This is a genomic window from Pantoea sp. BAV 3049 (genome assembly GCF_009765445.1).
In the GTDB taxonomy this organism is placed as follows: Bacteria; Pseudomonadota; Gammaproteobacteria; order Enterobacterales; family Enterobacteriaceae; genus Erwinia.
Genome location: NZ_WHOY01000004.1, coordinates 31,965 through 51,911, shown reverse-complemented (window position 1 = coordinate 51,911; position 19,947 = coordinate 31,965). Strand labels below are relative to the sequence as shown.

The window sequence follows — 19,947 nt, the reverse complement described above, 5'->3', positions numbered from 1 at the left end:
ATTTTTTATATTTTCCGGTTGGTGAATTCCAGATAAAAAGCGATCTAAATATAATTATTGAAAATTAATTTCTTTATGCTTTGACTTTCATTTTTACATTATTAAACTGATAACGCGCTGTAACAAACGTGCGAAGGATATATAAGGATAAAATTATGCGTGAATTAAACTCCATTGAAATTGAAAATGTCTCTGGTGCTGGTTTCTTTGCCGATCTGGGCAAGAGCATTGGTTCTGCCATCGGCTCCATCGTTGATTTAGGCACTGGCGCAGGCGGGCTTAATACTGATGCCACTACCGCGGCAGAGAAACTGGGTTCCGGTATTGGTAGCCTCTTCGAGCTGGATTTTGTGAGTGCCATCTCTAATATCGGTGCTGGCATTGTCAATATTGTCGAATTCGGTATTGATGCAGTCGCACAAATCAAAGCTAAAAATTCAGCTTAAAAGTCAGTTCATCATTTTTAGCAGGACGATTATCGTCCTGCTTTTTTATATCGAATAATTACCACTTTTTATTCAGCACGCGGTCGATGCTGTAAGCGCCCGGACCGGTGATAAACAGCAGCAAATAGCCACCGCTGATAGACAGGTTTTTCATAAAGTTGATGGAGTTACCATCAACACTAAAATTAATGTGGAAAATAAACGCGGTAATTAGCGTGAACACGGCAGTGAAAATCGCTGTGAAGCGGGTCAGGAAGCCGAACAGGATTGCCAGGCCACCACCAAATTCCAGCAAAATGGTCAGCGGCAGAAAGAAACCGGGCACGCCCATATGTTCCATATACTGCTGAGTCCCGGCATAACCGGTAATCTTGCCCCAACCCGCCACAATAAACAGCACTGGCATTAAAATACGTGCGATCAGGAAACCGGCATCTTCTAATTTTTTCATCATCAACCCCAACAAGTTTTCACTGACTGACAGGTTTGTCAGTCGCTTTAAGTTCAGGCCTGGCGCGTATTTCGCGCTTAGTACCTTTCGTTGCTGGAGATAATATTCGCCGGAGGGAATTATTGTAAGCGAGTTAATCTGTCGATGTTTTTCAGGAAAATTGAACACAGAGGCCGGGCCCGGAACATACTGGACCCTGTGTCAGACTGAGGAGAAGCTGCTTTAGCGGCGGGGCAGGTAGTTGCGTACCACGCGCCATGTGCTCCATACGCCGAAGCCGCGTTTGGCCCAGCGGGTGATAAAACGGGGATTTCGGACTGACCAGATCGCCATCAGGCCGCTGCCTACCGCCACATAGCGGCGCAGGCCAACCAGTGTCAGCCAGCCATGATCGTAACGGGCCGTACGTTCCAGCCACAGATTCCTGTCGGCACTCAGGTCGAGACGCTGCTGCTGGACCTGACGCAGCAGCTCAGCCTTACGCTCGTCACGTTCGCGGCTCATCAGTCATCCTCCAGCAGCTTGCGGTCGGACTTCAGTTCTTTGCGCGTGGCGCTGAGCAGCGTGGAGCGACGCGATTTGGCCAGCGTCCAGAGTCCAAAGATAATGGCCAGGGCGAACAGCACTGCCGTGGTAATGCCAATAGCCATAAGACGGTATTGCGCATCCACCGCCCAGATAATCAGCACCATCAGGCTCATCAGGCCGAAAGCAGTAAAGAGCATAGTCAGGCCAATCATCATCAACATCTGAATCAGATTAGCTTTCTCTTCCTCAAGCTCAACCACTGCCAGCCGCACGCGGGTTTCCACGATCCCCACCATGGTGGTGACGATACGCTGCCCAATGTTAATGACCCCTTTGCCGGGGCCTTGGCTTTGCTGAGAATCCGCCATCATTAACGGCGCGTCAGCAGGACACCCAGTACCACACCAATGGCGGCACCGATACCCACGCTGGTCCAGGGATTTTCACGCACGTAAACATCGGCATGATCGGCCACTTCGCGAGAAGTTTTGGCAATACGATCGCCGGATTCACCCAAACGGGCGCGGGTGTCTTTCAGGGCGCTCTGCGCTTTGCTGCGCAGCTTGTCCAGCTCGGTTTTCGACTTGTCGCCGGTATTGCTGAGCACTTCTTCCAGCGTGTCCGCCAGGGTTTTCAGTTCCGCGCGCAGGTGCTCAGAGGTGGTATCTTTTGACATGACAAACTCCTTTAGTGATCAATGGTGAGAGTCCGGCTAAGGGCGCTCAGTAGGGCGCAGCCTGGACTTCCTTCAGTTCATGTTTTGCTTCTGCCAGCTTCTCTTCACGTTTGGCGATTTTTTTGTGGTCATCGCCGTCCGCTTTCTCCCGATCCAGCTCTTTCTGACGTTCTTCAACTTTTTGCTGATGCTCTTTAATCTTTTCCTGATGCAGTTTTGAGAGCTTCTCATCCGTACAGCCTGCGCGGGCTTCGGTCAGTGCGCGTTCCAGCCCGTTCACCCGGCGCTGATTGTCATGCTGGCGGGCAATCTCAATTTCATGCTGTATATCCTGCTCTTTTTGCAGACACAGCGAATCCGCCGCCTGGGCAAAAGTGGTCAGGGATAAAAGGCTGAGTCCGAGGATCGTGCGGTATTTCATCTTGATATTCACCTTCCGTTGTTTGGGCGCCGGAACACCCTGTCAATCCTGTAACGCTTCGATTTAGCTGGCTCAGGTTAAGCATAGTCAGAAAAACCAGAAAGCTCAAAAAGAGAAAAGATTCTTAGAGATAGCGTGCCCGGCGGGCGGTGAGAGCCGGGCAACGAGGCGGCTACCCCACCGTCTGACGGTGCGGGCTGATGCGGCTGATCCACTCTGACGCGGCGGGCTGCTCCAACTGAGCGATGTCGAAACCGTAGGGCAGTAACTCCCGCAGCACTTTTTCGGCCGCCACGCTTTGTTCCTGCGAATCAAATTTGATCACCAGTGAGTTTTTATCCGGCGTGATGCTCTTAATTTGAATGCCTTCAGCGTTAAGTCGCTGATAAACATAAAAACCATCGGGCAAAGCGATGCCCTGGCGAGAGGCGCGGATCTGCAGGGCTGTCTCGCTGCGGAACAGCGCAGGTAAAAAGACCACCATCAGTAACGCGGCGGTGGCAACGGCCACAATGGTCAGGCAGCGCGGGGTGGCCCAGGGTTTGATCTGATTCAGCATCATGAGTTTTTCCCGGCGTCTGCACTGCGTTTTTTACGCCACAGCACGTAGAGAGACCCAAACAGCCCGCAGACCAGCAGTAGCAGCGGCAGCATCATCAGGCAGAACATCAGCTGATCTTCATATTTCCGGAAAATCGGTGTTTTGCCCAGCGCAAAGCCAAGCACCGTCAGGATCAGCACCCACAGGAAGCCGCTCATCCAGTTGAAGAACTGGAAGCGTGCGTTACTCAGGCCGGAGAGACCGGCAATGGTGGGTAACAGGGTTCTGACGAACGCAATAAAGCGGCCCATCAGCAGAGCTGAAAGTCCGTGGCGATGAAACAGACTGTGCGCCCGCTCGTGATACTGCGCCGGTAAATGCGAGAGCCATTTCTGCACGGTGGACGTGTTGCCCAGCCATCGCCCCTGTATATAACTGACCCAACAACCCAGGCTGGCAGCAGTGGTCAGGATCAGCAAGGTCAGCGGAAAGGTCATAGTGCCTTTGGCAATCAGCACGCCGACCAGGATCAGCAGGCTGTCGCCAGGCAGGAAAGCGGCCGGAAGCAGGCCATTCTCCAGAAAAAGGATCATAAACAGCACAAAATAGATTGCCCAGACCAGCGTGGGGTCGGCCAGCATCTCGTAATCCTGCTGCCAGAGTGCGTGGACCAGGTCTTTAAAAATATCCATAAAAGGTATTCCTGAACAGCGTTGTTAACCCGGTTCTGGCGGCGGCCGGCACGATTTGATTATCGTTAGTATGAGTGCGGGTCGTCATCTGAACAGGGACAAAATCTTCACGGGGTAGAAAAATCGGGCTTCCGATCTCTCTCCCGTCTCAAACGGTAAAAAAAAGCGATTAACTGTAACAAAATGCCGACGGTTGAGACAGGGGTAACTTGTCGCCAAAGATGTTTTACAGGGGCTGCACGCCCTGGCAAAGGAGTTTTACACAGGCTGACATAATTGCGCTTACTGAACATTGATTACGCCCCATGACAGGGCGTAAATCTACTTTTTACCGTCCGGGAGAGCATCGAAGGCAACCACCGGGTTTTCGGTGAACATATAGCGGTCAACATTCGATTCAAAATCATCGGTAGTGGCGCGAAAAAGCATCTGGCGGGTGTGTTCCAGGTGCTGCCACATGGCCAGTTTGCTGGCGGCAGGATCTTTACGCATCAGTGCATTTAGGATTTTATCGTGATCTTCACACCAGCTCTCAATGGATTTTTCATCGATGTGCTCATGCAATTTCAGCCAGTATGGATTTTGCAACCGGTGTCGCCACATTTTTTCCACAATAGCTGCCAGCGCGCCATTCTGTGTGGCTTTCGCAATCTGCACGTGAAATTTGAGATCCCACTCAGAATCCCGGAAGCGATCTTCTTTTCGGGCCTGCTCCTGAATCTCCATCAGCAATAAAATATCCTGGCGGGTGATCTGGGTGGCAGCAAATTCAGCGATGTTGCTTTCAATCAGTTGGCGGGCCTGAAGCAGTTCAAAGGGGCCGAAGCTGGCAAACTCCAGTCCTTCAATATTAACGCGATTTTTTTGCTGCCGTGAGACGACGTGGATGCCGGAGCCTTTTCGGACCTCAACATAACCTTCCACCTCCAGCATGATGATGGCTTCACGCACCACAGTGCGGCTGACCCCCATCTCTTCAGCAATAAAACGCTCTGCAGGTAATTTCTCACCTACCGGATACATCCCTTGTTCAATGCGTCGTTTAAATTCCGCGGCGAGTTGTTGGTAAAGTCGACGAGACTCAGTCAGGTCCATGATCCACCCTCCGGCATAATTCCTGAAAATTGGAATTTGTTATACCACTTTTGTGCCGGGGGCGGAACTGGTTCATTAATGCTGGGGCGAGGCGTCCGGTATCGCCGCCGGTTCCGGATGCAGTTCAGAAATGGGTTTATTCTTTAACAGCGTCCAGATTGCCACCGCGCCCAGCAGATCGAAGACCGACAGCGCAGCGAACAGCGGGCTGAATCCCAGCGTATCCGCCAGTGCGCCTATCACCAGCGCAAACAGTGTACTGGCTGTCCACGCGGTCATCCCGGTCAGGCCGTTAGCCGTGGCAACCTCATTGCGACCAAAGATATCTGAAGAAAGAGTGATTAGCGCGCCGGACAGGGCCTGGTGCGCGAAACCGCCCACGCACAGCAGCGCAATCGCCGCATAGGGGCTGGTGAACAGGCCGATGGTGCCGGGGCCAATCATCAACACGGCACCCAGCGTCACCACCAGCTTACGTGAGACGATCAGATTGACCCCGAACCAGCGCTGAAACAGCGGGGGCAGATAGCCGCCGACAATACAGCCGAGATCGGCAAAAAGCATCGGCATCCAGGCGAACATGGCGATCTCTTTGAGATTGAAACCATAGACCCGAAACATAAACAGTGGGATCCATGCATTGAAGGTGCCCCAGGCTGGTTCTGCCAGAAACCGGGGCAGTGCGATGCCCCAAAACTGTCGGTGGCGGATGATTTGCCAGGCTGACATTTTTTGCGCATTTGTCGTCTGGTGATGCGCTTCCTGGCCGGAAAGAATGTATTGCCGCTCTTTCTGTTCGAGGCGTTTCTGATCTTTCGGGTGCTTATAGAAAATCAGCCAGCATAACGCCCAGATCATGCTGAGAACGCCGCTGACCACGAAGGCCATTTCCCAGCTGTGCGCAACGATCGCCCAGACCACCAGCGGGGGCGCCAGCATCGCCCCAATCGACGATCCCACATTGAAATAGCCCACCGCAATGGAACGCTCCTTCGCCGGAAACCACTCGCTGCTGGCCTTCAGTCCGGCCGGGATCATCGCGGCTTCGGCTGCGCCAACGGCAGCACGGGCAATTGCCAGGCCGCCCCAGCTGTTGGCCAGTGCGGTTGAGGCACAAAATATCGCCCACAAAATGGCAAACATGGCATAGCCGACTTTGGTTCCCAGTACATCCAGAATGTAGCCTGCCACCGGTTGCATTACCGTATAGCAGGCCGAATAGGCCGCAACGATATAAGAGTACTGCTGCGTGGTGATATGCAACTGCGACTCCAGGGTGGGTGCGGCTACTGCGATTGTGTTGCGGGTCAGATAACCCAGTATCGTTCCCAGCGTCACCAGACCAATCATATACCAGCGTAATCCTTTGATTTTACGCATCAATAAAAACTCCCGACGGTATTATCCGGGCCACATTGTGCTGTGGCCGCCCTCTACGAAGCGGGACGACTTGTCGGAGATGACACCCGCGCGACAGATGTTTACTTTCTGACCGGCCGAAAATAAACGCCGCCACGATAACTTGTCATACATCTTTTAAAGGTGCGTGCCATCACAAAAAGACATTAAAAATAGTGTGGTTAATATAATATTTCTATAAAACAAATAATTGATGATTGTTTTTGTTCTTTAAGAAAAAATACACCGATAAAAAGTGCTTCTTTTGTGATCTGGCAGGTATAAATGTTCTCATTATTGGCGTAATTGGTGTGATAACTTTATCCATAGCTTGTTGAAAAGGAGCCAGAGATGGCCGGATTTATCCACGAGAACTTTTTACTGAAGGGCGAGTTTTCCCGCCGGTTGTACCATGAATATGCCGCAGGACAGCCCATATTTGACTATCACTGCCATCTTCCGCCGCAGCAGATTGCGGAGAATTATCGTTTCAGCAACCTGTATGATATCTGGCTGAAGGGCGACCACTACAAATGGCGTGCGATGCGCGCTAATGGCGTTTCGGAAAATCTCATCACCGGTGATGCCAGCGACCATGAGAAGTTCCTGGCCTGGGCGAAAACGGTGCCGGACACCCTCGGTAATCCACTCTATCACTGGACACACCTGGAGCTTCGTCGTCCGTTTGGCATCACCGATATTCTGCTGTCAGAGAAGACGGCTGAGCCTCTCTGGCAGCGGTGTAATGCCCTGCTGGTCAGAGAGGAGTTCAGCGCTCGCGGCATTCTGCAGCAGATGAATGTCAACATGGTGGGAACTACAGACGATCCCGTCGACAACCTGCGTTATCACCGCCAACTCGCTGACGATGCCTCTTTCAGCATTAAAGTTTTGCCGAGCTGGCGTCCGGATAAAGCCTGCAACATTGGTGCGGCTGGTTTTATTGATTATCTGCAAAAACTCTCTGCCGTAGCGGATGTGCATATCACCCGTTTCGACGACTTATGTGTGGCGCTGAGTCGTCGGCTCGATCACTTTGCGGCGCATGGCTGCAAAGTGTCCGACCATGCGCTGGATGAGGTGCTCTATGCTGAAGCGGATGACGCCACGCTGGACACTATTCTGCAACGCAGGTTGAAGGGAGCATTGCCCGGCGCGCTGGAGATTGCACAGTTTAAAACGGCCCTGCTGGTCTGGCTGGGCGAACAGTACGCCCGTCGCGGCTGGGTGCAGCAGTATCACATCGGCGCGTTGCGTAATGCCAATAGTGAGCAGTTCGCGCTGCTGGGACCGGATGTTGGTTATGACGCGATCAATGACCGTCCGGTCGCCATTCCGCTGGCCTTGCTGCTGGATGCCCAGCAGCGGAACAAGGCATTACCCAAAACTATCCTTTACTGCCTGAATCCGCGCGACAACGAAGTGATTGCCACCATGGCGGGTAATTTTCAGGGAGAGGGACAACCGGGAAAAATGCAGTTTGGCTCGGCCTGGTGGTTTAACGACCAGAAGGACGGCATGACCCGCCAGATGACCCAGCTGGCGCAGATGGGGCTGCTCAGCCGCTTTGTGGGCATGCTGACCGATAGCCGCAGCTTCCTCTCATACACCCGCCACGAATATTTCCGCCGCCTGCTGTGCCAGATGATGGGCCGCTGGGTGGAAGACGGCGAAGCCCCTGACGATATCGAACTGCTGGGCAATATGGTGCGCAATATCTGTTTTAACAACGCGCGGGATTACTTCGCGATTGAGCTCTGATCCGCCGGGGCAGGGTTTTCTCTGTCCCTGTCTTATTAGTCCTTCAAAGGAAAACGCTATGCTCCGTTTAAACCGCAGGGATTTTCCAGGACGGTTTCACCCTGACCGGATTATTCAGTTTGGCGAAGGAAATTTTCTTCGCGCTTTCACCGACTGGCAGATTGATCTGCTTAACGAACACACCGATCTGGACGCCGGGGTGGTGGTGGTGCGTCCCCGTAACAGCCAGCCAGCCAGAACACTTAACGGGCAGGATGGCCTCTATACCACACTGATCCGCGGCATTGATGAAACGGGTGAGCGGGTAAATCAGCCAAGGCTGATCCGCTCGGTAAACCGCGAGATCCACCCTTATCAGCAGTTCGACGAATATCTGGCGTTGGCGCGGGATGAGGCGATTCGCTTTGTATTTTCCAATACCACGGAAGCTGGCATTCGCTATGAGGCTGGCGACAGCCTGACGGACAGGCCACCGGGATCATTCCCCGCAAAACTGACTCAGCTGCTGCTGGAGCGCTGGCGATATTTTAACGGTGCCAGTGACAGGGGCTGGGTGATCATTCCCTGCGAGCTGATTGACGATAACGGAGAGGCGCTGAAAGCGCTGGTGCTGCGTTATGTCAGCGAGTGGCAGCTTCCGGCAGCATTCAGCCAGTGGGTTGAGCAGGAGAATATTTTTTGCTCCACATTAGTGGATCGCATTGTGACTGGCTACCCGCAGGAGGCCGCAGAGATTGAACAGCGGCTGGGCTACCGCGACGATTACCTGGTGGCCGGAGAAGTGTATTACCTGCTGGTGCTCCAGGGACCACGCTGGCTGGAACAGGCGCTGCGGCTGGATCGCTGTGCGCTGAATGTCCGGCTGGTTGATGATATCAAACCCTTCAAAGAGCAGAAGGTGGCGATCCTCAATGGCGCGCACACAGCGATGGTGCCGGTCGCGTTTCTGGCCGGGCTGGACACGGTGGGGGAAGCCATGGCCGATCCGGAAATCGCGGGCTACATCGACAGCCTGCTGCGTGAGGAGGTCATCCCGACGCTGAGCCTGCCAGCCGCAGAACTGAACAGCTTTGCGGATGCCGTTCTCAATCGCTTCCGCAACCCTTTTATTTGCCATCAGTTACAGGCGATCGCACTGAACAGCATGACAAAATTTCGCACCCGCCTGCTGCCTCAACTGCTTGCCAGCCAGCGCTTGCAGGGGAAACCGCCGGTCAGGCTGACCTTTGCACTGGCAGCGCTGCTGGCGTTTTATCGCGGCCAGCGCGAGGACGGCAGTTATTCGCTTCAGGATGAGGAGCGTTTGTTGCAGCGCTTACGCGAGTTGTGGAACCAGCTCAGCAGCGGGAACATCGCCCCGCAGCAGTTGGTGGAAGCGGTGCTGGGTGACGCGCAGCACTGGGGAGAAAACCTTAATGAAGTACCCGGATTAACCGCCGCCGTGACAGAGCATCTGCAGCGGATCGAAGGTGATGGCATGCGTGCGGCACTGACCCACGTGAACTGAGGAAATTGCTATGCAGCGTTTTATTAAAATACATAACAACGATAACGTCGCCGTGGCCCTCAGCGGGCTGGACGAGGACGAAAAACTGGACGTGGCGGGTCTCTCCGTCCTGCTGCAACAGCCGGTGGATCGCGGGCACAAATTCGCCCTGCAGCCGCTGGAAAAGGGTGAGCTGATTATGAAATACGGCCTGCCAATCGGCCACGCCACCCAGCCGATCGCCGCCGGAGAAGCGATTCATTCCCACAATGCCCGCACCAATCTGAGCGATGTGGACGACTACCACTATCAGCCTGATTTCGCCACGCTTCCGGCCCAGATGGGCGATCGCGAAGTGAAAATTTACCGTCGGCGCAATGGTAACGTCGGCATCCGCAATGAGCTGTGGGTGTTGCCAACGGTTGGCTGTGTGAACGGCATTGCGAAGCAGATTGTCAGCCGCTTTCTGAAGGAGAGCGATGACGCGGCGGGGATAGATGGCGTGCACCTGTTTACCCACCCGTTCGGCTGCTCGCAGCTCGGCCAGGATCATGAGAATACCCGTACCATGCTGCAAAATATGGTGCGCCATCCTAACGCCGGAGCGGTGCTGGTTATCGGGCTGGGCTGTGAGAACAATCAGGTCGGCGTGTTTCGCGAAACGCTGGGAGAATACGATGCTGATCGCGTCGGGTTTATGGCGCTGCAGCAGCATGATGACGAGGTGGAGGCCGGACTGGTCCATCTGCGACGTTTATACGCGGCGATGCGCCACGATCGCCGTGAGCCGGGCCGCCTGAGCGAGCTGAAATTTGGGCTGGAGTGCGGCGGCTCTGACGGCCTGTCTGGCATTACCGCCAACCCGCTGCTGGGACGTTTCTCCGATCAGATGATTGCTAACGGCGGGACAACGGTGCTGACTGAGGTGCCGGAGATGTTTGGTGCCGAACGTATTCTGATGAGCCGCTGCCGTGACGAAGCGACGTTCGATAAAACCGTGCGGATGATTAACGACTTCAAGCGCTATTTTATCGATCACCACCAGCCGATTTATGAAAACCCTTCGCCGGGCAACAAGGCAGGCGGCATCACCACGCTGGAAGAGAAGTCGCTGGGCTGTACGCAAAAAGCCGGACAGAGCAAAGTGGTCGACGTATTGAAGTATGGCGAGCGCTTGCAGCAGCCGGGGCTGAACCTGCTGAGTGCGCCGGGAAATGATGCGGTCGCCACCAGTGCGCTGGCTGGTGCTGGCTGCCATATGGTGCTGTTCAGTACCGGACGGGGCACGCCCTACGGCGGCTTTGTGCCAACGGTGAAACTGGCGACCAACAGTGAGCTGGCATTGAAAAAGCCGCACTGGATCGATTTTGATGCCGGTGCGCTGATCCGCGGCACGGAAATGGGGACGCTTCTGGCGAACTTTGTCGACGTGCTGGTAGAGATTGCCGATGGGCGTCAGACCAAAAATGAGCTGAACGATTTCCGCGAGCTGGCGATTTTCAAAAGTGGCGTGACTTTGTAGGAATGAAAAAGGCCGCCACGGCAGGGCGCTGTGGCGGGGAACATCAGGCTTTTTGCTCTACATTACGATCTTCAGCCATACAGGCTGCGGCGGTAAACAGAATGTCCGCCGAAGAGTTCAGCGCGGTTTCGGCTGAATCCTGCAGCACGCCGATGATAAAGCCTACGGCAACCACCTGCATTGCCACCTCATTCGGGATGCCGAACATGTTGCAGGCCACCGGGATCAGCAGCAGCGAACCGCCCGCCACGCCGGACGCGCCACAGGCGCAAATCGAGGCCACCAGACTCAGCAGGATCGCCGTGCTGGTATCCACCTGAATGCCCAGCGTATTGACCGCCGCCAGCGTCAGCACGGTAATGGTAATCGACGCACCGGCCATACTGATGTTTGCGCCAACCGGGATCGACACGGAATAGGTATCCTCATCCAGATCCAGCTTCTTAGCCAGCGCCATATTCACCGGGATATTGGCGGCCGAGCTGCGGGTAAAGAAGGCGGTTACGCCGCTTTCGCGCAGGCACATAAACACCAGCGGAAAAGGATTGCGACGGATTTTCCAGTAAACCAGAATCGGGTTTACCACCAGCGCCATCAGCAGCATACAGCCCAGCAGCAGGCTCAGCAGATGGGCGTAGTCCCACAGTGCAGAAAACCCGGTAGTGGCGAGGATCGAGGCCACCAGGCCAAAGATGCCCAGCGGCGCAAAGCGGATCACGATGCGCACCAGCATGGTCACGGCATCCGAAGCATCATTGAGGAACGCACGGGTGGTGTCGCTGCTGTGACGGAAGGCAAAGCCCAGACCAATCGCCCACACCAGAATGCCAATGTAGTTGGCATGCATCAGTGCCTCAATCGGGTTTGAAACCATGCTCATCAGCAGGCCGTTAAGCACTTCCATAATGCCTGAAGGGGGCACAATTTCCTGATTTGCAGCGGTCAGCGTCAGGTTTTGCGGGAACAGGTGACTGAACACCACTGCCAGCACGGCGGCAAAAAAGGTACTCAGCAGATAGAGGATCACGATAGGGCGGATATTGGTCTTCTGCCCGTGCTGATGGTTAGCGATTGAGGCAATCACCAGCACCATGACCAGCAGAGGAGCAACCGCTTTCAGCGCGCTGACGAACAGCGACCCCAGCAGGCTGACGGACTGAGCACTCTCTTTTGAGAAGTACGCCAGGGCGATACCGGCCACCAGGCCGATCATAATTTGGGTGACCAGGCTTCCCTGCAACAGACGTTGTAGCAGCCCCGGACGGCTCTTTTCCATAGACATAATAAAAACCAGCAGTGTAAGTGATTGTGGTACCCGTCAGCGTCGTTTGCGCTGAACTTAGCGGTGTTCTTGTGTTTGCGGGGAGAAGTATAAGGAAAAGATATGACAGGGGAAACGAAAAATGACCCGGCGGCAGAGTAGTGCTGCCCACGCCGGGCCTGATGTTACGTGCAGGTAAACAAATTATTTGCTGTTTTGCCGCTGGTCGTTGCGATGGTTGACCCAGGCGTTAATTAATAGCGTCACGGTCAGGATGCCGCCAACGATGCTCAGGGAAACAGCCACCGGGATATGGTAAAAATCGACGATCAGCATCTTGAAGCCGATAAATACCAGCACCACAGCCAGACCGTATTTCAGCATCGAGAAGCGTTCCGCCACGTTAGCCAGCAGGAAATACATCGCACGCAGGCCGAGAATGGCGAACAGGTTAGAGGTCAGCACGATGAACGGGTCGGTAGTGACCGCAAAGATCGCCGGGATGCTGTCCACGGCGAAAATCACGTCGCTCAATTCAACCATGATCAGCACCAGCAGCAGCGGGGTGGCAAACAGCACGCCGTTGCGGCGGATAAAAAACTTCTCGCCTTCAAGATTTTCCGTCATGCGCAGATGCCCGCGCAGCCAGCGGACTACCGGCTTATCGCCCACGGCGCCTTCGTCATCTTCTCCGGCCATCGCCATCTTCACCCCGGTGAACAGCAGGAAAGCACCGAAGACGTAGAGGATCCAGCTGAATTCGTTAACCAGCCAGCTGCCCGCGAAGATCATGATGGTTCGCAGCACAATCGCCCCGAGCACGCCATAAATCAGCACGCGACGCTGCAGATTTGCGGGAACCGCGAAGTAGCTGAACAGCATCAGCCAGACAAAGACGTTATCAACGGCCAGCGCTTTTTCCAGCACGTAGCCGGTGAGGAAAGCGAGAGTTTGGGTATGAGCGATTTCCGGCCCAACGGTGCCTTTCAGGTACCACCACAGACCGGCGGCGAACAGCAGAGAAACGGAGACCCAGACCAGCGACCAGAACGCGGCCTGTTTAAGAGACATGGTTTGTGCACCACGGCGGCCCTGCAGAAGCAGGTCAATGGCCAGCATGATCAGCACCACGACAGCGAAGCTGCCCCAGAGTAACGGTGTGCCTACGGTATTCATAAGTCCTTCCTGTACAAAATAAAATGGCCAACGTCGGAAGACGTCAGCCACAGTATTTTTGCTGTATGCAAACCTCGCCTTCCGGCAAGGTCTCACTTACAACACAGGACATATCCTGGATGCCCGGCAACCGGGTGCTTGCGCACCGTAATGACGATTAACCGGCAATGAAGTTACTCCCCTTTGCTGCGACTGAAGATAAAGGGTGAGGCAGCAAAGGTCAACGGCGCACGGTAATATTTAGAAATATTTACACAGTGGCCTGATCGGGTAACTCATCCGCCGGGAAAACCACCCCGGTCTGACGGCGGATTTCAGTCAGCAGTTTCGCCGTGGTGCGGGAGGTCGCCAGCCCGGCATGGTTCACTTCGTTATTCGTCACCAGTCGGGCAAAGGTTTCGGCCTCGTACAGCATGGTGTTGATATGCTGGGGCTGGCTGAGGTCCTGTGATTTACCTCCACGCGGCACAAAGCTGACGCGCTGGCACTCGGAAATCAGTTCAATCACCAGCGAGCCATCTTCCCCCTGGATTTCGCTGGGGATCACTGACTGGCTGACTTTGGAATGTAGAAGCGTGACGTCAAAATCGCCGTAATTCATCACTACCGTGCCGTGAGCGTCAACGCCGCTTTCCAGCAATGAGGCGGTGGCGGTTACGCTGTAGGGTTCTCCCCACAAGCTCACCGCCGAAGCCAGGCAGTAAAAGCCGATATCCATAATCGAGCCGTTCGACCAGGCGGGATTGAAGGTATTCGGGTTCTCACCCTCCAGATAGCGCTGATAGCGGGAAGAGTACTGGCAGTAATTGATCAGCGCTTTACGCAGCTTGCCCGCCTTCGGCAGTGACTGTTGCAGGATGTGGAAGTTAGGCAGGCTGGCCGTTTTAAACGCTTCAAACAGTACCACCTGGTTGTCGCGCGCACAGGCGATCATCGCCTCCACTTCGCGGATATTTGAGGCCAGCGGCTTCTCGCAAATCACATGTTTTTTATGCTGCAGAAAAAGCAGTGACTGCTGGCAGTGCAGGGCGTTGGGGCTGGCGATATAAACCGCGTCAACCGCGTCCGACTGCGCCAGTTGCTCCAGCGAAGTGAACAGGTGTTCCACAGGGTAGTCATTGCTGAAGGCCTGAGCCTGTTCAAGCGAGCGGGAATAGACGGCGGTAAGCTTCATTTTGCCGCTTTCATGCGCGGCATCGACAAACTGGCGTGTTATCCAGTTTGTCCCTACAACAGCGAAGCGTATCATGGCGTGTTTCAGTCTCCACACGGTCTGGGTGGACGGATCCGGGTCCGACACAGGATTAAATATCAGAGTAGCATGCGAGCCTGTCAGGGCAATGGCTAAAAAAAGCGATGCACTGACTATTTGATTTTTAACGCATCCTCTCTCACGATAAGAGCATACCAGGGGTGTGGAGTGAATGAAGACAATGACCACGGGCAGCAAACATGCACTGAACTGGACCAGTATTCTGGTCGCTATCCCCGTGGGTCTGATTGCTTCGCTGGTGACGCTCGGATTCCGTGGCCTGATTGAGCTGATTAACTCGCTGGTGTTTGGTACCCAGCAGGATGTCACTCAGGCAATTGGCGTTTATCCGTGGTATTTGTGGCCGCTAATTGTGGGTTTGGGCGGCCTGATCGCCGGGTTCTTCCTGCGTTACGCCACCGCTATCGAGCAGAAAGAGACGGTGCGTACCGATTATCTGGAAGTGATTAACGCCCGGCTGGATGCGGTGCCGACCAAAACATCCCTGTTTCGCGCGCTCTCTTCCATTGCCAGCATCAGCAGCGGTGCCTCGATAGGTAAAGAGGGGCCGATGGTGCAGCTTTCCGCCCTCAGCGGCAGTCTGATAGGGCGGCTGCTGTTCAAAAATTTCAGGCTGAAGAACAGTGACGTGGTGGCGATGGCTGCCGCTGCCGGACTCTCTTCGGTCTACCACGCGCCGCTGGCCTCGGCTATCTTCGTCGCAGAAATCGCTTTCGGCATCTCCGCATTACAGCGGCTGATCCCGCTGATCATCTCTTCCGGCGTGGCCGTGCTGACGATGTGGACGCTGGGTTACCGTTCGGCCATCTACCCGTTCTCGCATGCGCAGTTTGAAATGACGATGGGCAATATGCTGCTGACCATCGTGATTGGCCTGCTGGCGGGGCTGGTGGGGTTTGCGATGATCTGGCTGATTGGGCAGAGTAAGCAGCGTTTTGGCCGGATTAAAAGCCTGCCACTGCGGCTTGGGCTTGGCGGCTTGCTGGTCGGCATCATGGCGATTGCCACCCGCAATATTCTCGGGAACGGTTATGAAGTGATTGTCGCCATCATGGCGGGAGGCTTTTTACTGAAAGGGCTGATTGTCCTGCTATTGCTGAAGATGATTGCTACTGCCGTTTCGGTGGGGTCGAATGCCGTCGGCGGTTTGTTTACGCCTTCGTTGCTGATTGGCGCAGTGCTGGGCGTGCTGGTGAGCACCCTGGTAAGCCTGGCGGGCTGGCCGGTAAGCAGTACGGTAATATTTGCCGCAGTAGGGATGGGCGCGGTGCTGGCCTCGGTCAGCCAGGCACCGCTGATGGCAATGCTGATGGTGCTGGAGATGACGCTGAACAGCAGCCTGTTGTTCCCGACGATGATCGCCTGCGTGCTGGCCTCAATGACCGTTTACCGCCTGCAGTCAAACAGCACCTATCCGGTGATTAAAAATCACTTCAGCCGCTCGGACGCCAAGTTTGATTTCGACAACGGCATTATCTCTCAGTTTATTGTCTCCGGCGCGGCGCTGAAGCCGGAAGATTCGGTCGGTAAAGCGCTGGCGGTCAGTTCACTGAAGCGCGAACGCTTTGTCTATGTGATCAGCGAAACGGGGCAGTTTATGGGGGCCGTCTCTATCCACGATATCTCCCGTAAAGTGCTGGATAAAGAGATCACCCTCAGTTCACCGGTCAGTTGCGTGATGGATGAGGATTTCCCTTATATTTTCGAAAACCAGACTATTACCGAAGGGTGGGAAGCCTTTGCCCGTGTTACCCTGGAGCGCCTGCCGGTGTTGAATAACGCGGTTGAGAGGAAGTACCTCGGCGCACTGACCAAGACCAGCCTGATCCAGAAGGCTAAGGATTTTCTTTAAGCGCTTTCCGGCCATTTTAATCGAGGCAAAGTGTCACTGGTAAGAGGCTTCCTTCTGCCAGCGCCTGTGGCGCCAGAGCAGAGAGTTCACCTCGCAGTTCATCGCTTAATGCCGGATCTTTCAGAATCGCTTCCCGTTTTATTTACTTGTGACCGAATGGGTGAAAATGCTCCCTGATCGCAGCAGCCAGCGGATAATAAACTGAGAAAAGCACGCTGAGGGCTCGCGATACGCCGAACCCCCGCATAATGCTTACATACAGTCGGCCTTGTATTCGTACTTATCAGCCTTAGCGTGTTCGTGCGAATCAATGCTCACCAGCTCGGTCAGGGTCTGCTTCGGTACCGTCTGTCCCGCCATCATCTTGCTGGCCGTTTCAATCACCGCTTCCCCTTCCTGCTTTGGATTCTGAGCAATCAATACGTTGATGGTGCCGTTCTTCAGCGCGCTCACTTCCGCCGTTGCGGCGTCATAGGCCACCATCTTCACCTTTTTCGTTGCACCAGCCTGGCGCAGCCCGGTAATTGCCCCAATCGCGCCCTGATCGTTGGTGGAGAAAATCCCGGCGAGTTGTGGATGTGCCGACAGGGTCGAAGTCACAATTTCCGCCGCTTTTTGTGGGTCATCGCTCTGATACTGCGCCCCGATGTAGTTGATCCCCGGATACTTTTTGATTTGCTCAGCGAAGCCGTGCTCGCGGGCATCCTGCGCGGCCGATCCTGGCGGCTGAGTGATCACCAGCACCTCACCTTTACCGCCCAGAAGCTTATTCATCGCATCCGCTGCCATCTTCCCGCCCTGTTCGTTATCCGAGATAATCTCCGTTTGCAGGAATGAGGAGTCGTTCAGCGTCTGATCGACCGTCAGCACTTTCGTTCCTCGTCCTGCCAGCTGTTTCATGGGAGCAATCAGCGCCTGGGTATCTGTCGGCACGATAGCGGCGACGGCAGGCTGAGTGGCGGTTACGGCATTCACCACCGGGATCTGGCTGTCGGCGGCAAACTGATCGGGAGCCGAGACCACCAGGTTAATGCCCATCTGTTTTGCTTTCTCCTGCGCACCACACTGCAAAGCCTGATAAAACGGGCTGCCTTTCACCCCCAGCACCAGCGCCACGGACTTATTTTCGGCGCTCATGCCCGGCTGGATCAGCGCCAGTGAAAGGGCGGTACCAACCGTTAACCTGATGAACTTACGCATACTGTTTTTCCCCTGTGTCCGAATGAAAGGTGAGTGCTAACTGCGTTCTCTTGCTTTACGTTTTAACTGATCGATCCACACGGCGAGGATCAGTACCGCGCCCATCGCCACGGTCTGCCAGAACGGCGGAATGCCGAGGATGACAAAACCGTTCAGCAGGATGATGGGAATAAACACGCCGATTACCGTGCCCGCCACGCTGCCGATGCCGCCGAACAGGCTGGTACCGCCCAGCACCACCGCTGAGATGGTGGAGAGGTTATCCATAGCGTGGCCGGAGAGGGTGGTGGTAGAGAAGCGGGCGTTGGACATTACCGCTGCCACGCCAGCCAGCGCGCCAGAGATCATATAGATGCCGATTAGCCGGATGCGCACGTTGATCCCGGCGCGGCGCAGGGCTTCCATATTCGACCCCAGTGCGAAGGTATGCAGGCCGAAGCGGGTCAGATGCAGGATAAAGGCTGCCACGGCCACCACCACGATCGCCACCACCACCAGTGAGGGAATTCCGGCCACATCGCCGCTGCCCAGGCTGTCGACCAGCTTTTCCGGCATGGCCCGGACGTCCACGCCGCCGGAAAAAATCTGCGCCAGACCGAGCGCCATACCAAATGTTCCCAGCGTGACGATCAGCGCGGGGATCCGTGCCACGGCGACCAGGAATCCATTCACTGCGCCCCACAATGTCCCGGCGATAACGGCCACCAGCGATCCGGCGGCAATCACTCCCCAGCCCGCATCGGTGGTGCCAAAGGTCGTACCTGAAGCACCGGTCATTGCCAGCATCACTTGTGCTGAAACCACCGAGGAGAAGACCAGCACGGCACCGACGGAAAGGTCGATCCCGGCGGCGATAATCACCCAGGTCTGGCCGACGGAGAGTACCAGCAGGATCGCGGCGTTGATGGTCAGCTGCGAGAGGTTATAAGCCGAGCCAAACTGTGCCGGTCGTAAAAAGCTGAAGGTGGCAATAAGCAGAAGCAGCAGAATAAAAATCCAGCCGCCGCCGATCAGACGTGCCAGCAGCTCTTTTTTGCCCTGACTTTTCTGAGGCCCGTTCAGCGACTGGCTCAGCACTGTTTTGTTCATGCTTCCTCCCCAACCGGGCTGCAGGTGCCGCTGGTCATCAGTGAAACAAGGTCGTCAACGCGCAGGCCGCTGGTGGGCATCCGGGCGACGCTTTTGCCCAGCCGCAGCACTTCAACCCGGTCGGCAATCTCCAGCACCTGCGGCATGTTATGGCTGATCAGGACTACCGCGATGCCGGTCTCCCGTACCTGACGGATCAGCTGCAGCACCCGATCGGTTTGTACCACGCCAAGTGCTGCGGTCGGCTCATCCATAAAAATCACCCGGCCTGCCCACATCGCCGCCCTGGCAATCGCCACCGACTGACGCTGACCACCGGAAAGGGTGGAAACAGGCACCGACAGCGAGCGCAGATTCACCCCGAGCCTGGCAAATTGATCGACTGCTTTGCGCCTCATCGACGCACGGTTCAGCATACCCAGTTTGCCCGCCAGCCCGCTCCTCAGCTCTTCACGCCCAAGGAACAGGTTATCCACCGGCGTCAGCTCCGGAGCCAGCGCCAGATCCTGATACACCGTGGAGATGCCGTACTGCTGGGCACAGCCCGGCGAGTCAAACACTACCGGCTGCCCGTCAATCTTCAGGCTGCCGCTGTCCGGACGATCTGCGCCGGAGAGGATACGGGTCAGAGTGGATTTGCCCGCGCCGTTATCACCAATCAGGGCGCAAATTTCTCCCGGATAGACGCGAAAACTCACCTCTTCCAGTGCCCTGACCCCGCCGAAGTGGCGGCTGATACCGGTTGCTTCAAGAACTGGCGTGCTCATAGGCCTGTTTCTCCAGCGCCATGCCGACATTGTTGGAAAAGGCAAACCACTCGTTATAGGCGGCGGCGGTCAGGCTGGCCCAGTAAGCAAAAGCCGCTTCCGGGCTGGCGAACTGCCAGATCTCAACGGTTTCAAAATCATGCTGGCCGCGCACGTGGTACTGGCCGACAAAGGTCGCCCCTTCTGTGCTGGCCTGTTGTGCCAGTGTGGCCCAGCGGGCACGTTTTTCCTGCTGCTCCTGTGCTGTTAATCGGTACCAGTGTGGGCGCGGGCGGGCGTAGTGGATCCAAATACTTTCCGTCATAAATCAGT

At 55.4% G+C, this 19,947-nt stretch carries 21 protein-coding genes; 5 read left to right on the top strand and 16 right to left on the bottom strand.

The features are described from left to right. Positions 1 to 155 precede the first annotated feature (155 nt). A complete protein-coding gene (locus GSQ70_RS00275) occupies positions 156 to 446 on the top strand; it encodes a hypothetical protein (RefSeq protein WP_158780412.1) in 291 nt (96 codons plus the stop codon). A 58-nt stretch (positions 447 to 504) separates the two neighbouring features. Here the strand turns inward: GSQ70_RS00275 and GSQ70_RS00270 are convergent, their stop codons facing one another. The 9 genes from GSQ70_RS00270 to GSQ70_RS00230 form a co-directional block, all read right to left on the bottom strand. Next, positions 505 to 897, bottom strand: a complete 393-nt coding sequence (locus GSQ70_RS00270; RefSeq protein ID WP_158780411.1) for a DoxX family protein — start codon at positions 895 to 897, stop codon at positions 505 to 507. A gap of 222 nt (positions 898 to 1,119) precedes the next feature. Beyond that, a complete protein-coding gene (locus GSQ70_RS00265) occupies positions 1,120 to 1,401 on the bottom strand; it encodes a YqjK-like family protein (RefSeq protein WP_158780410.1) in 282 nt (93 codons plus the stop codon). After that, positions 1,401 to 1,793 (bottom strand): phage holin family protein, encoded by a 393-nt coding sequence (locus tag GSQ70_RS00260; protein WP_199257188.1) that lies wholly within the window; start codon positions 1,791 to 1,793, stop codon positions 1,401 to 1,403. Before GSQ70_RS00260 ends, GSQ70_RS00265 begins: the two co-directional genes overlap by 1 nt. A 2-nt stretch (positions 1,794 to 1,795) precedes the next feature. After that, entirely contained in the window at positions 1,796 to 2,101 is a 306-nt protein-coding gene (locus GSQ70_RS00255) for a YqjD family protein (protein ID WP_158780408.1), read from the bottom strand. Between the two features lie 46 nt (positions 2,102 to 2,147). Further along, complete coding sequence (locus tag GSQ70_RS00250; protein WP_158780407.1) at positions 2,148 to 2,522, bottom strand: DUF1090 domain-containing protein; 375 nt, start codon at positions 2,520 to 2,522, stop codon at positions 2,148 to 2,150. Positions 2,523 to 2,694: 172 nt separating this feature from the next. Next, the gene (gene mzrA, locus GSQ70_RS00245) at positions 2,695 to 3,081 is read right to left on the bottom strand and encodes an EnvZ/OmpR regulon moderator MzrA (protein WP_158780466.1); all 387 of its coding nucleotides are present in this window, start codon (positions 3,079 to 3,081) and stop codon (positions 2,695 to 2,697) included. Continuing rightward, positions 3,081 to 3,755 carry a DedA family protein gene (locus GSQ70_RS00240; RefSeq protein ID WP_158780406.1) on the bottom strand — a complete coding sequence of 225 codons (675 nt, stop codon included), beginning with the start codon at positions 3,753 to 3,755 and terminating at the stop codon, positions 3,081 to 3,083. Before GSQ70_RS00240 ends, mzrA begins: the two co-directional genes overlap by 1 nt. 321 nt (positions 3,756 to 4,076) lie before the next feature. Continuing rightward, positions 4,077 to 4,850, bottom strand: a complete 774-nt coding sequence (exuR, locus tag GSQ70_RS00235) for a transcriptional regulator ExuR (protein ID WP_158780405.1) — start codon at positions 4,848 to 4,850, stop codon at positions 4,077 to 4,079. A gap of 75 nt (positions 4,851 to 4,925) precedes the next feature. Then, entirely contained in the window at positions 4,926 to 6,230 is a 1,305-nt protein-coding gene (locus GSQ70_RS00230) for an MFS transporter (protein ID WP_158780404.1), read from the bottom strand. A gap of 369 nt (positions 6,231 to 6,599) precedes the next feature. Here GSQ70_RS00230 and uxaC point away from each other — a divergent pair, with 369 nt between their 5' ends. From uxaC to GSQ70_RS00215, 3 genes are read left to right on the top strand one after another with little or no spacing between them, the layout of a single operon-like run. After that, entirely contained in the window at positions 6,600 to 8,009 is a 1,410-nt protein-coding gene (gene uxaC / locus GSQ70_RS00225) for a glucuronate isomerase (protein ID WP_158780403.1), read from the top strand. Between the two features lie 58 nt (positions 8,010 to 8,067). After that, on the top strand, positions 8,068 to 9,516 hold the full coding sequence (locus GSQ70_RS00220) for a tagaturonate reductase (RefSeq protein WP_158780402.1): 1,449 nt from the start codon (positions 8,068 to 8,070) through the stop codon (positions 9,514 to 9,516). A gap of 10 nt (positions 9,517 to 9,526) precedes the next feature. Next, positions 9,527 to 11,017 (top strand): UxaA family hydrolase, encoded by a 1,491-nt coding sequence (locus tag GSQ70_RS00215; RefSeq protein WP_158780401.1) that lies wholly within the window; start codon positions 9,527 to 9,529, stop codon positions 11,015 to 11,017. Between the two features lie 43 nt (positions 11,018 to 11,060). Here the strand turns inward: GSQ70_RS00215 and sstT are convergent, their stop codons facing one another. The 3 genes from sstT to GSQ70_RS00200 form a co-directional block, all read right to left on the bottom strand. After that, positions 11,061 to 12,293: a serine/threonine transporter SstT gene (gene sstT / locus GSQ70_RS00210; RefSeq protein ID WP_158780465.1), complete on the bottom strand. Its 1,233-nt coding sequence runs from the start codon at positions 12,291 to 12,293 to the stop codon at positions 11,061 to 11,063. A 189-nt stretch (positions 12,294 to 12,482) separates the two neighbouring features. Next, positions 12,483 to 13,454 carry a TerC family protein gene (locus GSQ70_RS00205; protein WP_158780400.1) on the bottom strand — a complete coding sequence of 324 codons (972 nt, stop codon included), beginning with the start codon at positions 13,452 to 13,454 and terminating at the stop codon, positions 12,483 to 12,485. Positions 13,455 to 13,704: 250 nt separating this feature from the next. Continuing rightward, positions 13,705 to 14,703 carry a Gfo/Idh/MocA family protein gene (locus tag GSQ70_RS00200; RefSeq protein WP_158780399.1) on the bottom strand — a complete coding sequence of 333 codons (999 nt, stop codon included), beginning with the start codon at positions 14,701 to 14,703 and terminating at the stop codon, positions 13,705 to 13,707. A 184-nt stretch (positions 14,704 to 14,887) separates the two neighbouring features. Here GSQ70_RS00200 and GSQ70_RS00195 point away from each other — a divergent pair, with 184 nt between their 5' ends. Further along, positions 14,888 to 16,579: a chloride channel protein gene (locus tag GSQ70_RS00195; protein WP_158780464.1), complete on the top strand. Its 1,692-nt coding sequence runs from the start codon at positions 14,888 to 14,890 to the stop codon at positions 16,577 to 16,579. 252 nt (positions 16,580 to 16,831) lie between these two features. On the opposite strand, the gene GSQ70_RS00190 is transcribed toward GSQ70_RS00195, so the two are convergent. From GSQ70_RS00190 to GSQ70_RS00175, 4 genes are read right to left on the bottom strand one after another with little or no spacing between them, the layout of a single operon-like run. Continuing rightward, positions 16,832 to 17,779 carry an ABC transporter substrate-binding protein gene (locus tag GSQ70_RS00190; RefSeq protein ID WP_158780398.1) on the bottom strand — a complete coding sequence of 316 codons (948 nt, stop codon included), beginning with the start codon at positions 17,777 to 17,779 and terminating at the stop codon, positions 16,832 to 16,834. Between the two features lie 36 nt (positions 17,780 to 17,815). Continuing rightward, on the bottom strand, positions 17,816 to 18,868 hold the full coding sequence (locus GSQ70_RS00185) for an ABC transporter permease (RefSeq protein ID WP_158780397.1): 1,053 nt from the start codon (positions 18,866 to 18,868) through the stop codon (positions 17,816 to 17,818). Next, positions 18,865 to 19,635: an ATP-binding cassette domain-containing protein gene (locus GSQ70_RS00180; RefSeq protein WP_158780396.1), complete on the bottom strand. Its 771-nt coding sequence runs from the start codon at positions 19,633 to 19,635 to the stop codon at positions 18,865 to 18,867. Before GSQ70_RS00180 ends, GSQ70_RS00185 begins: the two co-directional genes overlap by 4 nt. Beyond that, on the bottom strand, positions 19,616 to 19,939 hold the full coding sequence (locus GSQ70_RS00175; protein ID WP_158780395.1) for a hypothetical protein: 324 nt from the start codon (positions 19,937 to 19,939) through the stop codon (positions 19,616 to 19,618). Before GSQ70_RS00175 ends, GSQ70_RS00180 begins: the two co-directional genes overlap by 20 nt. Positions 19,940 to 19,947: the final 8 nt, after the last annotated feature.